Annotated in this window: 15 protein-coding genes; 8 read left to right on the top strand and 7 right to left on the bottom strand. The window is 46.5% G+C overall.

Features of this window, described 5'->3' with window-relative positions; genetic code table 11:
• The first annotated feature begins 510 nt into the window (after positions 1–510).
• Positions 511–4,131 (top strand): isoleucine--tRNA ligase, encoded by a 3,621-nt coding sequence (gene ileS, locus QUA58_RS06845; RefSeq protein ID WP_333393421.1) that lies wholly within the window; start codon positions 511–513, stop codon positions 4,129–4,131.
• Between the two features lie 252 nt (positions 4,132–4,383).
• Here the strand turns inward: ileS and QUA58_RS06840 are convergent, their stop codons facing one another.
• From QUA58_RS06840 to QUA58_RS06830, 3 genes are all read right to left on the bottom strand, one after another.
• Positions 4,384–4,677 (bottom strand): hypothetical protein, encoded by a 294-nt coding sequence (locus QUA58_RS06840; RefSeq protein ID WP_333250473.1) that lies wholly within the window; start codon positions 4,675–4,677, stop codon positions 4,384–4,386.
• Positions 4,678–4,761: 84 nt separating this feature from the next.
• Positions 4,762–5,274 carry a dihydrofolate reductase family protein gene (locus QUA58_RS06835; RefSeq protein WP_333393419.1) on the bottom strand — a complete coding sequence of 171 codons (513 nt, stop codon included), beginning with the start codon at positions 5,272–5,274 and terminating at the stop codon, positions 4,762–4,764.
• Between the two features lie 63 nt (positions 5,275–5,337).
• A complete protein-coding gene (locus QUA58_RS06830; RefSeq protein WP_333393417.1) occupies positions 5,338–9,042 on the bottom strand; it encodes a leucine-rich repeat domain-containing protein in 3,705 nt (1,234 codons plus the stop codon).
• A gap of 193 nt (positions 9,043–9,235) precedes the next feature.
• Between QUA58_RS06830 and QUA58_RS06825 the strand changes: the two genes are divergently transcribed.
• Positions 9,236–9,493 (top strand): type II toxin-antitoxin system VapB family antitoxin, encoded by a 258-nt coding sequence (locus tag QUA58_RS06825; protein WP_333250479.1) that lies wholly within the window; start codon positions 9,236–9,238, stop codon positions 9,491–9,493.
• A gap of 112 nt (positions 9,494–9,605) precedes the next feature.
• On the opposite strand, the gene QUA58_RS06820 is transcribed toward QUA58_RS06825, so the two are convergent.
• Positions 9,606–9,968 carry a DUF5615 family PIN-like protein gene (locus QUA58_RS06820; protein ID WP_333250481.1) on the bottom strand — a complete coding sequence of 121 codons (363 nt, stop codon included), beginning with the start codon at positions 9,966–9,968 and terminating at the stop codon, positions 9,606–9,608.
• A 3-nt stretch (positions 9,969–9,971) separates the two neighbouring features.
• Entirely contained in the window at positions 9,972–10,310 is a 339-nt protein-coding gene (locus QUA58_RS06815; RefSeq protein ID WP_333250482.1) for a DUF433 domain-containing protein, read from the bottom strand.
• A 399-nt stretch (positions 10,311–10,709) separates the two neighbouring features.
• Between QUA58_RS06815 and QUA58_RS06810 the strand changes: the two genes are divergently transcribed.
• From QUA58_RS06810 to QUA58_RS06790, 5 genes are all read left to right on the top strand, one after another.
• Entirely contained in the window at positions 10,710–10,943 is a 234-nt protein-coding gene (locus QUA58_RS06810) for a hypothetical protein (RefSeq protein ID WP_333250484.1), read from the top strand.
• Entirely contained in the window at positions 10,944–11,144 is a 201-nt protein-coding gene (locus tag QUA58_RS06805) for an element excision factor XisH family protein (protein WP_333250486.1), read from the top strand. It begins immediately after the preceding gene.
• Positions 11,114–11,356 (top strand): element excision factor XisH family protein, encoded by a 243-nt coding sequence (locus QUA58_RS06800; RefSeq protein ID WP_333393493.1) that lies wholly within the window; start codon positions 11,114–11,116, stop codon positions 11,354–11,356. Before QUA58_RS06805 ends, QUA58_RS06800 begins: the two co-directional genes overlap by 31 nt.
• The gene (locus QUA58_RS06795) at positions 11,344–11,679 is read left to right on the top strand and encodes a XisI protein (RefSeq protein ID WP_333250487.1); all 336 of its coding nucleotides are present in this window, start codon (positions 11,344–11,346) and stop codon (positions 11,677–11,679) included. Before QUA58_RS06800 ends, QUA58_RS06795 begins: the two co-directional genes overlap by 13 nt.
• Positions 11,680–11,789: 110 nt before the next feature.
• Entirely contained in the window at positions 11,790–12,695 is a 906-nt protein-coding gene (locus QUA58_RS06790; protein WP_333250489.1) for an aspartoacylase, read from the top strand.
• Here the strand turns inward: QUA58_RS06790 and QUA58_RS06785 are convergent.
• On the bottom strand, positions 12,689–13,387 hold the full coding sequence (locus tag QUA58_RS06785; protein ID WP_333393416.1) for a phosphatase PAP2 family protein: 699 nt from the start codon (positions 13,385–13,387) through the stop codon (positions 12,689–12,691). The genes QUA58_RS06790 and QUA58_RS06785 overlap by 7 nt on opposite strands.
• A 160-nt stretch (positions 13,388–13,547) precedes the next feature.
• Here QUA58_RS06785 and QUA58_RS06780 point away from each other — a divergent pair, with 160 nt between their 5' ends.
• Positions 13,548–14,627 carry a M23 family metallopeptidase gene (locus tag QUA58_RS06780; protein WP_333393415.1) on the top strand — a complete coding sequence of 360 codons (1,080 nt, stop codon included), beginning with the start codon at positions 13,548–13,550 and terminating at the stop codon, positions 14,625–14,627.
• A gap of 530 nt (positions 14,628–15,157) precedes the next feature.
• Here the strand turns inward: QUA58_RS06780 and QUA58_RS06775 are convergent.
• On the bottom strand, positions 15,158–15,391 hold the full coding sequence (locus QUA58_RS06775; protein WP_333250495.1) for a hypothetical protein: 234 nt from the start codon (positions 15,389–15,391) through the stop codon (positions 15,158–15,160).
• Positions 15,392–15,435: the final 44 nt, after the last annotated feature.

Genomic DNA, 15,435 nt, shown 5'->3' with positions numbered 1-15,435 from the left:
TTTTTTGAAGAACCGGGCGATCGCCTCCCCGTTCCACCCTTCGCTGAATCCTTGAATCTGACTGTTGGTGAAATGTTCGGTTGGCTGAGTCAGTAGCGCCACCTCGATTTATGAATGATTTTTTAACCGCAGAGGCCGCAGAGGGCGCGGAGAGAAGAGAGGCTTCTCTACGGATTTGGTTCGATCTAATGTGCGATCGATCGCCTATACTGGAATATCTGGTTGTCAGCTCTTCAAGGACGAGAGAGGACTAAATTCCTTGCTAAAAAGTAATTATGATTATTTCAACGGACTTGATAAGTAAGTCCACCTAACTAAAAATAAGATATTGATGGCTGAAAAAATTGCTGTACAAGCATTCTTTCTTCCTTCTTCCTTTCTTCCTTCTTCCTTTCTTCCTTCTTCCGACGGACTTACATCCGTTACATCCGTTACATCCGTTACATAATCCGTTGCCGAACTTCCTTCTTCCTTCTTCTAACAACTAACTAGATAAAACGTTTCTCAAAAATGGAAGCTAAATCCTACAAAGACACCGTAAATCTGCCCAAAACCAAGTTTGATATGCGCGCGAACGCCGCCAAACGAGAACCGGAATTGCAACAATTTTGGGCAGATCAAGAAATCTACGATCGCCTTTCCCACAATAACCCAGGCGATTTGTTTATCCTGCACGACGGCCCGCCCTACGCCAACGGACAACTCCATATCGGCCACGCCCTTAACAAAATCCTCAAAGATTTTATCAACCGCTACCAAATGCTGCGCGGCAAAAAAGTTCGCTACGTGCCCGGTTGGGATTGTCACGGATTGCCGATCGAACTTAAAGTATTGCAGAACATGAAATCGGACGATCGGCTAAATCTTACCCCGATCGAACTCCGCCGCAAAGCCTCCGCCTTCGCCCAGCAAACAATGGAACAGCAGCGCGAATCCTTCCAGCGCTACGGCGTTTGGGGCGACTGGGAACACCCGTATTTAACCCTAAAACCCGAATACGAAGCCGCTCAAATCGGCGTTTTCGGTCAAATGGTGCTCAAAGGCTACATCTATCGCGGCTTTAAACCCGTGCACTGGAGTCCGAGCTCGAAAACAGCCCTCGCCGAAGCAGAATTGGAATATCCCGAAGGCCACGTCTCGCGCAGCATCTACGTGGGCTTTCATGTGAAAAAATTGTCAAAATCTTTATCGAAGGCGGGCACGGGGGCACCGCCCCTACAGCGCTATATGCCGAGCCTCTGGGCCGCGATTTGGACGACTACCCCTTGGACAATTCCGGCAAACTTGGCGATCGCAGTCAATCCCGAACTGATGTATGCAGTGGTGGAACCGCCGGCAAATTCCCACATCGCACAACAATTTATGTTAGTCGCTGTCGATGCGGTCGATCGACTTTCGGCAACTTTCAATACTGAATTAAAAATCCTGGCTACCTTCCCAGGTAAAGAATTAGAAGGCTGCACCTACAAACATCCGTTGTTCGATCGCGAAAGCCCGATCGTGGCCGGCGGCGACTACATTACCGCTGACTCAGGAACCGGATTGGTGCACACCGCACCAGGCCACGGACAAGAAGACTTTATCGTCGGAAAACGCTGCGGTTTGCCAGTTTTAACACCCGTTGATGAAAACGGAAATTTCACCGCAGAAGCCGGAGAGTTTGCAGGTTTAAATGTCCTAGGAAACGGCAATAGCGCGGTAATTGAGGCATTGGAAAAGGCAAATTGTTTGATCAAAGAGGAAGCTTATCCTCACTCCTATCCTTACGATTGGCGCACTAAAAAGCCGACGATTTTTCGGGCTACAGAACAGTGGTTTGCGTCCGTTGAAGGGTTCCGAGATCAAGCGTTAAAGGCGATCGCCGATGTGAATTGGATTCCCGCCCAAGGCGAAAATAGAATTACTGCAATGGTGGGCGATCGAGCAGATTGGTGCATTTCTCGCCAGCGGACTTGGGGCGTTCCGATTCCGGTATTCTACGACGAAGAAACCAACGAACCGCTGTTAAATGAAGAAACGATCGCCCATGTGCAAGCCATCTTTGCCGAGAAGGGTTCGGATGCTTGGTGGGAATTGTCGATCGCCGAATTACTGCCGGAATCTTACCGCAACAACGGCCGCACTTACCGCAAGGGCACCGACACGATGGATGTGTGGTTTGACTCCGGTTCTTCTTGGGCCGCAGTTGTCAAAGGGCGATCGGAATTAAACTATCCAGCCGATATCTATTTGGAAGGTTCAGACCAACATCGGGGCTGGTTTCAATCCAGCTTGCTAACCAGTGTAGCAACCAACGGCATCGCTCCTTACAAAACAGTTTTGACTCACGGTTTTGTACTCGATGAAAAAGGCCGCAAGATGAGCAAATCTGAAGGCAATGTCGTCGATCCGGCCGTCGTAATTAAGGAATACGGGGCAGATGTTTTGCGGTTGTGGGTGTCTTCGGTAGACTACTCGGCAGATGTGCCTTTGGGCAAAAATATTCTCAAACAGCAGTCGGATGTTTACCGCAAAATTCGCAATACAGCTAAGTTTTTGCTGGGCAACTTGCACGACTTCGATCCGGCAAAAGATGCCGTTGCTTACGAGGAATTGCCGGAACTCGACCGCTATATGCTGCACAGAATGGGCGAAGTTTTTGCGGAAGTCCAAGATGCTTTTGAAAGCTTTCAATTTTCCCGATTTTTCCAAACAGTGCAGAATTTCTGCACGGTGGATTTGTCTAATTTTTACTTGGATATTGCCAAGGATCGACTTTATATTAGCGCGACAGATGCCCGCCGCCGCCGCAGTTGTCAGACGGTAATTGCGATCGCTGTGGAGAATTTGGCAAGGGTGATCGCACCTGTTTTGTGTCATATGGCTGAGGATATTTGGCAGTACCTTCCCTATCCGACTCCGTACAAGTCCGTGTTTGAAGCCGGCTGGGTGCAAATTGATGCAAAATGGCACAATCCAGAATTGGCTACTCGCTGGCAATATCTGCGGCAAGTGCGCGGCGAAGTTAACAAGGTTTTGGAAAAAGCCCGGATGGAAAAGGCGATCGGTTCTTCTTTGGAAGCTAAGGTTTTATTGTACGTTCCCGATGTCGAAAAAAGACAGCAATTGGAAGCTTTGAATCCCAGCAGCGAAGAATTGGTGGATTATGTGCGATCGCAAAATGCAGTCATCGAGTTAGCAGCAGAGGACAAAGCAAAAGCAGCACAAGATCGACAGGAAGAACAAGCGGCAAAAGTTGCCAAAGTCTTGACAGAAAAGACAATTTATGTTGAGGCGGCAACGATAGAAAAGGGCGTGAAGCGAAGCTATCCCGTAGGGAATCGATCTTCTGAGATAGTAGAGTATTCCGCCCCGGAACTGTCGGCTTCAGATTCTCAGCCAATCTTAGATCAAGCCGCCGAGTTTGTAGCTAATTTGCCTGAATACGCGGGCAAGTTTTTTACAGAATACCAACAAGCGCTGGTAACACTTGGGCTGTTAGCCTCAGTGGCGATAACGGGCAGAGTAACGCTGGCGATTTTGGATACGATGAATCAGATTCCGATGTTGGGAGGCCTCTTTGAAGTCATCGGCATCTTATTTACGATCTGGTTTGCTTTCCGTCACTTGCTGTTTGCCGCCAACCGTCAAGAAATTGCAGAAACAATTGATTCGCTGACAGCCGATGTGCTTGGACAAACAACTGCGCTTGTGCTTGTAGAAACACAGGCGATCGTCCTCGCACCCTCATTAGAGACAGCGCTTGTAAAAATAGAGGCGATCACACAAACAGCCCCAGCCGAAAAAGTGTTTGTAGAAACACCTGAAATCCCGAAAGCAGAATTAAGTGCGGCGCCCAAAGCAGAAATTCCTGCTTCCATAGCTGCAGGGCACGATTCTACAATGACTGGCAGCGGTGTAGACGAACTGCGGTATTTGTTCATTACTTCGGAAGTAGAACTGATAGAATCGAATGCAGTGATACAGGAATTGCCGTACAGTTATCAGTCTCCAGAGTTGGCGATTGGTGTAGTGAAAGCAGACGGCCAAAAGTGCGATCGATGCTGGAACTATTCTACTCATGTCGGAGAGGCGATCGAACATCCGCTAATTTGCGAACGCTGCGTGTCAGCAGTAGACGGCAAATTCTAACCGTATGATGTACACCGCACACCGCTGTAACTGTCATTGCGAGCTATACGCGAAGCAATCGCAGACTCCGTGATTGCTTCACTATCTACTCGTTACCAGGCTGCTGCCTGGTAACGCAGATCCGGAGGCTCTGCCTCCATCTTCCCAGCCGAGGCAGAGCCTCGCTTATATGGGTTCCAAGGCAGAGCCTTGGAACCAGTTAAATCAATCAAACAATGAGTGGGATGGGCTTTGAGCAGCGTTCCGAATATGCTATTTCTTAAAAAAACCGCAGACGATTTCACCAGGGTTGTTTTGTCCAAAGGTCAAAACAGTTCCATCTTTCTTAACTGTAGTGCGATCGCGGCAATTGTAGACTTCCAGAGCCTGTTTCACTCCATCTACACTCAGAATTACCCTGTATTCCCAATAGTTTTTCGCACTGCGTTTGATATCGACAATGCAAATCTCGCTTCCTCGATCATTGCGGCATACAGAGGCCTCAGCAGGAAGCGCCACCGACAAAAAAGATATTAATAGCAACAAGTAGCAAACACATTTCGTCATCAGCAAAATTACTAAGTTTTATCTTACATTTTTTGATAATCAAGTGACAGTATTTTGCCAGCGACTTAGCAATTGCGATCGCCCTCAAGTCGCGACATCATAAGATAGCTGAACCATACCAGAACTATATGTCTGACATCCAGTTAACTGCAAAGCTGTAGTATTTATGGGATTAACAAATAAAGGAATTCCCTCGCCTAAAATAAGCGGATGAACCGAGAGAATCACTTCGTTGACAAAGTTTTGATTGAGGAAATCGCGAATCAGCAGAGCACCTCCCACCAACCAAATATTCTTGCCCTCAAGCAAGCGCAAATCATTGACAAAACTCTCTAAGTCTGTTACCACTTCCACATCTGAAGTGCCTTGAAAATCTAGATTTTTCGTAAAAACATAACTCTTTTTTTCCTGGTACGGATACTCGCCAAAAGTTAGAACTTGTTCGTAAGTTTTCCGACCCATGAGAACCGTATCGATACTATCTAAGAATTTATTATAACCGTAATTTTGGTCTGTAAACAGCCAGTCAATATCGCCATTCGATCGCGCGATATAACCGTCTAGACTAGATGCAATGAAGAGTACAATTTTACGCATGGCAACACCGAGGTTTGTGGAATTATTGGGGTGCTCATCGCCCCCGCTTTAATTTTAAATGATTTAGTGTCGTGAGGGTAGCTTGAGTTCGATACCCAGCTTTTGACCGACATCGATCGCCGTATTAGCAAAATCAGTCATTCCTGCGATCGGAATTGCGATCGCAGTACCCGCCGCTACAAGAGCTGTTAACCTTTTCTTTAATTTGGTTTTATTCCATTGGCTTTCCGGTTTTTTGATTTCGGCTTCGACATCTTCAATATCAATAATTATCTCATCGCGGATGTCTTCGGGAAACTGATCGGCGGTTTCACGCATTGATGAAATCAGTTTCAAAAGTTCAGCGGTATTGGCGTTATTGTTTTGCAGGGATTGATTGCCACCAACTTCGGCACTGTTCGAGGAACCGCCGATATTGCCGGAAAAGTTAGCACCTTGAAAAGCACCTTGAAAGTTGTTGGTTTCAGAAGAATTTTGAGTCATTTTTGCTTCGGCTTTATTAATAATTGGTCTACTAACAGCTAGTTTAGCGATATCTACAAGGTCGTCATATTCTCTTCCGTATTTTTCCATTTCTCGATCGCCCCTAAGCCTTCTGCGCCGAAGTTCGATCGGCTCATACCCATCCAGCAACAGCCGCAAATTCCGACGCGCTTTAAGTTTGCCGATCACAACCTCAGTCTCGCCCATACCCTCCAGTCCTAGCAATTCATCATAATCCAGCGGATCAGCATCGGGACACTCGGGAACCGGCACCCATTGACTGATTTCCAGATTGGCAAAAGAATTGTGGATTTTGGTAAACGTCTCGCGAATCATGCTGAGGAAAGAACGCCGCGTCGATTCCCGCCCGCTAACGGCAATAAAGATTTTCTTATCTTCCGGGTCAGATTTAATCCGGGCGATGTTGTACACCTCAGCGCCTTCCCTGTACTCCAGCATAACCCCCGTGCGCCAGTGGGTGCAGTTGTGGATTTTCTCGTGCATGAGGACGATGAAGCGCGAGAGGATGCTGTCGGGGAGGATGCGGTAGTGATATTGAAATTCCAGAGTTTCGCCTTGGAGTTTGGTGTTTTCCGGTTGTTCTTTGGGCAAGATGCCGGGGATGAGGAAAGTCGGCGCGGGACAATGGCTGACGGGGAAGCAGAGTTCAAATTCCTCCATCAACTCGGTGAGGCAGTGGTAGCGGTGGCTGGGATATTTATTTGAGTCGAGGATGCGGCTGAGGTCGGCGTAGGTGAGAATGCCTTTGGTTTTGACTTTGAGTGCGTCGTCGCTGAGGAGGGCATAGATGCCTTCTGTCACCCAGTGGGGATTGAGGATGTTGGTGTTTTGCAGGATCGGGTGTTCGCGGAAGTTGAGGACAATGCCCAGCCTGTGCAGCAGTCCGATTAGTTGGGTTTGGTCGGTTTCTTCAAAGATGTTTTCTTGGGCGCAGATGGTGGCGTATTCGCTGATGCTGATGATGTCTTTGTCGAGGTTTTCCAGGCGCTGCTTGACTTGGAACCAGCTTAGCGGCAAAAGATCGTAGACTTCTTTGAGTTGGGAGATTTCGGTGTGGATGGCGCTGCGGAGTTCGTCGATTCCGGTTCCGCTTTCGCAGGAGGTTTCGATAATCGCTTTGATGTTGGGATATTTGTCGCGCAAGGCTTTGCGGTTGAGATCCAGGGGTTGTTCGTCGCACTTGTTGCCGACGATGATCACGGGAGATGCGTCCCCGAAGCTTTCGATCAGTTTCAGCCAGTATTCGAGGCGGTTTTCGTCTTCGCTGGTGCGGCAGTTGCACACGAGGAGGTAGAGGCTGCGTTTGGTAAGGAAAAATTGGTGGGTGGCGTGGTAGATTTCTTGTCCGCCGAAGTCCCAGACGTTGAGTTTGACCTGTTTGGTGTTGACTGTAATTTTCCAGTCTGTGATGTTGAGTCCGTCGGTTTGGGGCTCGTTGGGGTTGTATTTGTTGTGGATGAGGCGGTTGATCAGGCAGGTTTTGCCGACGCTGCCTTGCCCGACGAGGAGGACTTTGGCTTCGTTGAGGGGGAGAACTTCGCCGCTGCGGAGTTGGCGGAGGTAGTTGAAGATGTCAGCGGGAGTACCGGAGTCTTCTCTCAGGGCGAGCCATAGAACTTCTGGAAAAATGGGCAGGGGATTGCAGCGGAGGTCGAGTGTTTCAAGTTTTGGCAGTGTTTCCAAACATTCAGGAATAGTTTCAATCTGATTGCTACTGAGGTAAAGCTGTGTCAGATTCGACAGTTTGCCGAGCGCATCTGGGATGGAGGTAATCTGATTGTTATCGAGGAAAAGCTGTATCAGATTCGACAGTTGCCCAATCGCATCTGGGAGTTCGGTAATCTGATTGTTATTGAGCTGAAGCTCTGTCAGATTCGACAGTTTGCCCATCGCATCTGGGAGTTCGGTAATCTGATTGTTATTGAGTTGAAGCCATGTCAGATTGGATAGTTGGCCGAGCGCCTCTGGGATTTGGGTAATCTGATTGTTATTGAGCTGAAGCCATGTCAAATTTAACAGTTGGCCGAGCGCCTCTGGGATTTGGGTAATCTGATTGTTATTGAGCTGAAGCCATGTCAAATTTAACAGTTGGCCGAGCGCCTCTGGGATTTGGGTAATCTGATTGTTATTGAGGAAAAGCAGTGTCAGATTGGATAGTTGGTCGAGCGCCTCTGGGATTTGGGTAATCTGATTGTTATTGAGCAAAAGCCGTGTCAGATTCGATAGTTGCCCGAGCGCATCTGGGATTTGGGTAATCTGATTGTTACTGAGGAAAAGCTGTGTCAGATTCGACAGTTTGCCGAGCGCATCTGGGATTTCGCTAATCTGATTGCCATTGAGGTAAAGCAGTGTCAGATTCGACAGTTTGCCGAGCGCATCTGGGATTTCGCTAATCTGATTGCCATCGAGGTCAAGCTGTGTCAGATTCGACAGTTTGCCGAGCGCATCTGGGATTTCGCTAATCTGATTCCTACTGAGTTCAAGCTGTGTCAGATTCGATAGTTGCCCGATCGAATCTGGGATTTGGGTAATCTGATTCCTACTGAGTTCAAGCTGTGTCAGATTCGATAGTTGCCCGATCGAATCTGGGATTTGGGTAATCTGATTGGAACTGAGAATAAGCTGTGTCAGATTGGAAAGTTGAGCGACCACTTCCAGGATTTTGGCGATTTGATTGCCATTGAGGGAAAGCAATGTCAAGTTAGACAATTGAGCGATCGCTTCCGGGATTTCGGTGATTTGATTGATGTTGAGGTTAAGTTCTGTCAGATTGGACAGTTGACCGATCGCATCTGGAATTTTTGTAATCTGATTGTTAGTAAGGATAAGCTGTGTCAGATTGGAAAGTTGAGCGACCGCTTCCGGGATTTCGGCGATTTGATTGCTATTGAGGGAAAGCAATGTCAAGTAAGACAGTTGAGCGATCGCTTTCGGGATTTGGGTAATTTGATTGTCACTAAGATTAAGCTGTGTCAGATTCGACAGTTGGCCGATCTCCTCTGGGATTTTGGTAATCTGATTGTTAGAAATCGAAAGTATTTTTAAGTTGGTTAATTGAAGAACAGCATCAGGAAACTGAGTTAACTTATTCCCAACCCATTTTCTTTTCTCCTCATCCCACTTCCCCAACACCAACGTCTCAAGCTGCGTGCACTTGCCAATCTCCGGCGGCAATTCCTCCAAGTCGAGCCCCGACAAATCCAGTTCCGTCAATTTTTCCTCGGCTGCTTGGTCAATTCGCCACACTGCTTCCTCTCGCGTCATGCCCTTTGTCTCTCGGTAGGATTCATTTTATTGTGACAGGAATTTTCGCTTGGTGGGGAGTTGCCCGCGCCTCACAATCAAAGAAACCGGGTTTTTTTTGTTTCTACACTGTCATGCGTCTTCTGGGCAAAAACCCGGTTTCTGAGCGAGACATCACAACTATAATAAAATAACCGTTAAAAGAGGAAAGCCAATGGTGACCAGCCTGAATGTGGATACGGCACTGCTACAAGAGGCGATCGCACTTAAGGAAGAAATTGCGATCGAAACCCTAGTAGAAATCGCCTTGCGCGAATACATTCAACGCCGCAAACAGCCGCAGCATCTCGAACTTAGCTTTGGAGAATCTCTCGGTGCATTTCGTGAAAAATATCAACTGCATGAACTGGGTTTAAATCCCGATGAAGTTTGGGGAGAGATTCGCGATCGAACTTTTGAGCCAAGTAACTAGAAATGTGCCAAGAAACCGGGTTTCTACGAGTCTTTGGTTTGGTGACGAAAAATACTGAGAGAAACCCGGTTTCTGGGATTTTCGCATGGGTCGTCCTCCGTACATCTCCTGTTTATGTCAATGGAAGATGGACGATTTGATCTTGGTATTCATCATCGAACGAACCATCAGCAATCAAAATTAATTCCTCAATATTTTGCCCAATAGTTAAATCTGAATTCAAAATAAAAATCCCTGGAATATGCCTACCTTCAGCAATATGATCTGTCAGATGGACGGGCATAGACTTGCGGTTGTTCGTAACTAAAATAAAACCACGATCCTCACACCAAACCAAAATATCTGGATCGAGCGTACTTTTCGGAGGCGTACCAATATCGCCTACTGACCAAACTACTAAATCCGAGCGTTTCCGGCGAAGCTGTGTAGCATAAATGGGTGTAACATTCTCATCCATCAAATATTTAAGTGCCATTCCTTAAACACCATGTACAACAGCTTGCTTTTCCCGTTCGGCTTTCAATTTTCGCAATCTTTCCGCAGCAGGATGGGGATTTGCTGCTTGCATCTTTCGCTGCTGATGCGACCAATCCAACCAATCTTGTAAATATCGACTTACTGATTCTTTGTTCATCAAATAATACAAAATAGTCGTATAAACTTCTGCCAAAGTTAGAGAAGGGTATAATTGCTGAATTTCTTCGGCGGTGCGTCCCCGATACAAATATTCATACAGTACCGTCTCAATCCCGATGCGATGTCCTTTGATGCGAATATCATCCGGTGCCAAAAAGTCAAAATACTCATTGAATTCCATATCTAAGATTCCTCTTTTAGCTATATAGTATTATACTCATTATAGGGAATAGCGATCGTAGGCATGAGCCAAGCAACTAGAAATGGGCTAAGAAACCGGGTTTCTACGAGTCTTTGGTTTGGTGACGAAAAATATAAAGAGAAACCCGGTTTCTGAGATTTTCGCAGGGGCCAAGAAACCGGGTTTCTATGATTCTTTGGTTGGGTGACGAGAAATACTGAGAGAAACCCGGTTTCTGAGATTTTCGCCTGGAGCGAGAAATCCTACTTTCAATTATCAATGCTGGCGATGTCTCCAACTATTATATCAAAAATTTGTGTTTTTGGGGAAAGATTTGTTAAACTGGAATTATTAGCTAGCGAGTCAATCGACCGTACTTTGTATACGAGGTTAATCATTATGATCCAAGCATTTGAAGGGATTTACAGAAATGGAATCATCGAACTGTTAGAATTTCCCGAAAACATTTATGAAAGTCGCGTGCTGATTACTTTTCTAGCTGGGTCATCCATTCCTGTATGGCCTGCATTTATCAAGTTTGGAATGTTTGCCGGAACTGAGCAATCCACCGAATCCGATTTCGAGATTGCCCAATCCACCGCCGATCGCGCCTGCGAACTAAAAGAGAGTTAAATGGCAGCTAAAGATATCTTCCATACATCAGTAAAAATAGCCCTTCAGAAAGAGAACTGGGTGATCACAGACGACCCACTTAGACTAGAAGTTGGCGGCACGAAATTTGAGATTGATCTAGGTGCTAAAAGCTTACTGCTGAGCGTCAAGGTCAAAAAATTGGTGTATAAATCAAATCTTTCCTCGGTGAATCTCCACTAACCGATTACCACGTAGCCCTCGGACAATTTTTAAACTACCGCCTTGCTTTGGAAATTAGCCAACCCGATCGCATTCTTTACTTGGCGATTCCCGTCAGAACGTATGAATCGTTTTTTCAGCGAGAATTTGCCCAGTTGTCTGTAGAGAGATACCAAATTAAACGCCTAATATATGACCCTATTAATGAGGTAATTACACAATGGATCAAGTAGAACAATATCGAAAAATAATTCAGCAAGTCTTAACCGACTATGCGACAGTTCCTATTGCTAATGGTGAAATTGACTCTCAACTCATTTTTGACATAGAGCGCGATCACTATCAAATTACAAACATTGGCTGGGATGGTAATCGTCGCGTTCACAGTTGTGTGTTACATCTCGACATAATTGATGGCAAAGTTTGGATACAGCATAACAGCACCGAAATGGCGATCGGTAGCGAACTCTCGAAAATGGGTATTCTCAATTCAGACATTATTCTAGGTTTTCAAGCACCTTACCTGCGACAATACACAGATTTTGGAGTCGCATGATATGCGAGCGTTTGAGTGACGAAAAATATAAAGAGAAACCCGGTTTCTGAGGTCTTTGTTACCAACTGATGACAAATGATGGTAGGCTTGGGATAGAGAGTTGTTTGTTTATGAATCTAATTAAACGTGTTGCCATAGTGGGAGGAACCCACGGAAACGAACTCACAGGAGTATACCTTGTGAAGAAGTTCGATCGCGCGCCAGAGTCAATTGGGCGATCGACTTTTGAAACAATCGCCCTGCTAGCCAATCCCCAAGCTTCCGAAATCGGGAGACGCTACGTCGATATCGACCTCAACCGCTGCTTTCGCCAGCAAGATTTAGAAAATCCCCAACTCTCCAGCTACGAAGCCCAGCGGGCGAAAGAAATCTACCACATTTTTAGCTCAAAAAACACCCAGCAACAAAGCTTAATCATCGACTTGCATAGCACCACATCCAACATGGGGCTAACCTTCATTCTCGCCAGCCAGCATCCCTTTAACCTGCAACTAGCAGCTTATTTAACCTCTGTGTATCCCCACCTCAAGCTGCTGGCTGCGACAACCAAGAATGAAGATAGTCCTTTGCTGCGATCGCTCTCCGAGTTAGGCGGTACGCTAGAAGTTGGTGCAGTGCCACAAGGCGTATTAGATGCGTCTTTGTTTCAGCAAACCGAGCAAGTTGTTGGCACAATTTTAGACTGCGTAGAAAGCTACAATCTAGGCACAATGCCTGCTGCCACAAATCCCCTGACTGTTTATCACACCATTGGGGCGATCGACTATCCCAGAAACAAGTCTGGAGAAATTCAGGCAATGATCCATCCTGGGCTACAATCCAGAGATTATGAAGCCCTAAATCCTGGCGATCCGATGTTTTTGACCTTTGATGGTGAGTCGGTATTGTATGAAGACAAATCGATTGTTTATCCAATTTTTATTAACGAGGCGGCTTACTATGAAAAAGGGATTGCGATGTGTTTTACCCAAAAGCAAATAATTAGTATTGAGCAGTCAGGTAAAAGCCCTTATTGAGGGTGATCTGGTGACAAAAACTTCTCTTCAGAAACAGCACTAGAAGCGCGAAACTGCTTCCAGACTTCCAAACTGAAAATGCACGCCATCAGCCAAATTAAACCGGCTGCGTAACCGGCAATAACATCGGTAGGCCAGTGGACTCCTAGATAAAGCCGACTGAAACCAATAGCAGCAACTAATACAACTGTCAAACTGTAAATCAACCAGCGCTGCTTGGGAAAGCGCGAACCCAAGAAATATCCTAGCAAACCGTAAATAACCATTGAAATCATTGCGTGTCCGCTAGGAAAACTGTAAAATATCACATCAACCGTGCGCTCCCAAAGTTGAGGTCGAGCGCGGGCAAACAGTTTTTTTAACAGTAGGTTTAAACCGATCGCGCCTGCGCCGGTAACTGCAATAGTTGTGGCTTCGGAGCGATGTTTGCTCACCCACAATACAATACCCAAACTCACGCTCAGCACGAGCAGTAAATTTGGCTCCCCAAAAAATGTAAAGCCGAGCATGATGCGATCGAGCAGCGGAGTGTGCAGGCTCCTAAGATATAGTAAAATAGATGTATCGAAAGCGTAGGTTTCCTTTTCCAAAACTTCTTCGGCAATGGTGGCAAATCCCCACATCGCCAAAGCAGCAACAGCAAGACCGGCTAGCCGAATTATCGAAATGAGCGATTGAATTTTAGAGCGCATTTTTGAAGTAATTAAGAATTTAAAATTCAACACCGAGAATAATACAACAAATCTAGGAAACGAAAAGACCTTACCGATCGTCTAGATTCTTGAGCAACTATATTCTGAATGATTAATTGATTTTTCACTACCCACCTCAGCTTTTACATCCAACCGGCGAATGACTATACTATTCACAAAACACATTTCTGCAATTTTGTTGACCGTGGGGTTGACAAATCTTTCTAGCTGTGCTAGCCAAACCGGAGTCAATGCCCCGATCGCCCAAGCCAACACGATCGCCCAGCGTCTCGTTTCGACCGCAGTCGCCCAAAAGCCGAACAACCCACAATTTGGTCAGCCGATCGACTGTACCCTAGGAAAAGACTGTTTTGTATTGCTGTATTTCGATCGAGAACCCGGCCCCACCGCCGTCGATTTTGGCTGCGGGCGCCAAACCTACGACGGCCACGACGGCACAGACTTCGCCATTCCCGACGCCAAAGCAATGGCAAAAGGAGTTCCAGTTATCGCCTCCGCTGCAGGCAAAGTTTTGCGATCGCGAGATGGTGTGGTCGATCGGCGTTTACAAAATGATACAGACAAAGCCAGCATCGCCGGCACAGAATGCGGCAACGGCATGGTAATCGACCACGGCGCAGGCTGGGAAGCCCAATACTGCCACCTCCGCAAAGGCAGCGTTGCCGTCAAACCGGGTACGCAGGTAGAAAAAGGCACTGTTTTGGGCATGGTGGGAAACTCTGGGATGGCATCTTTCCCCCACGTACACGTAACTTATCGCTATCAAGGCAAGCCCGTAGATCCGTTTGTCGGCCCCGATGCCAAATTAGGCTGCAACATCGCCCGCAATCCCATTTGGGACAAACCTCTAGACTATATTTCCACAGGTTTAATTCGGGCCGGTTTTGCCAATAAGCCGCCCGATATCAACGCTGTCTGGGAAGGACAATTTTCAGAGACTCAACTCCCTGCAAACAGTCCAGCTTTGTTGTTTTGGGTGCAAAGTTACGGAGTGCTCAAGGGCGATCGCGAACAATACAAATTATTGGCACCCAACGGCACAACGATCGCCGATCAAACCAATGAAATTAAAGCCCCCAGCCGCACTTGGTTGGGTTATGTCGGCAAAAGAAACAGTACAAATTCTCCTCTGATTCCCGGAGTGTGGCGCGCAGAATATCGATTGACGCGGGGCGATCGAGTTTTGGCAGAAGTCAAGCGAGAAGTTGAGTTGCGCTAGTGGCTAAGTTCTACAATAGACTTGAATTGCATAAATCTTTCATTGATAGATCAACCGCAGATGTCAGGTAGATTAACACAGATTAACGCAGATAATTTCAAGATAGATGGGAAATTTTTACCAGAAAGAATTGGTTTAAAGCCTCTCCCTTAAAGGCGAGAAATCAAAAGAAAACTATTCATTACTCCAATCCTCTTCCTTCTAGGTAGAGGTCGCACTCATCTGTCAACTGTCAACTGTCAACTGAATGAAGTCTTAGTAATCAAATCATGGAAGTCGATTTAAATGATTATTTCATTGATCATATCAGTCAAATTATTCGCATCTTAAAATATTTGATAAGATAGGACGTACGAATGGAATTCGCGACTACACAAACGAAGTCCGCCTCCGCGGACTGAAGAATATCATGTAATTTTCACCGCCGTGTCTTCAACCCGCGCACCATCCGGGTTTTGTTTGTATAGACGCGAATTCGATTCGCCTTGTCTTTTTCTTCAACCGCCGTGTCTTGTTGGGATTTTGACAATTCAGGGCAAATTTTCCCAAGCTTGAGCTACAATCTCGCTCAGCCAGCGCCTTTGAGCCAAATCGAGCAGGTTGTCGTCGGCGAGCACCTCAGCTTTCAACTCATCCAAAGACTGAGCTCGCGATCGAGCTATTTGAATCACACCCGCGATCGCCGATGCCACCAATTCTTCATTCAGTGGCTGCTGTCGCAAAGCAATCATTTCTTGAGGATTCGTAGGAATGGGATAATTCATAGAAGTGCATACCGAAAGGAGTAGATATTCAGCCACTGCGGGCA

Source organism: Microcoleus sp. N9_A1 (assembly GCF_036701795.1).
Lineage (GTDB): Bacteria > Cyanobacteriota > Cyanobacteriia > Cyanobacteriales > Microcoleaceae > Microcoleus.
This window is presented reverse-complemented; position numbering and strand designations above follow the sequence as displayed.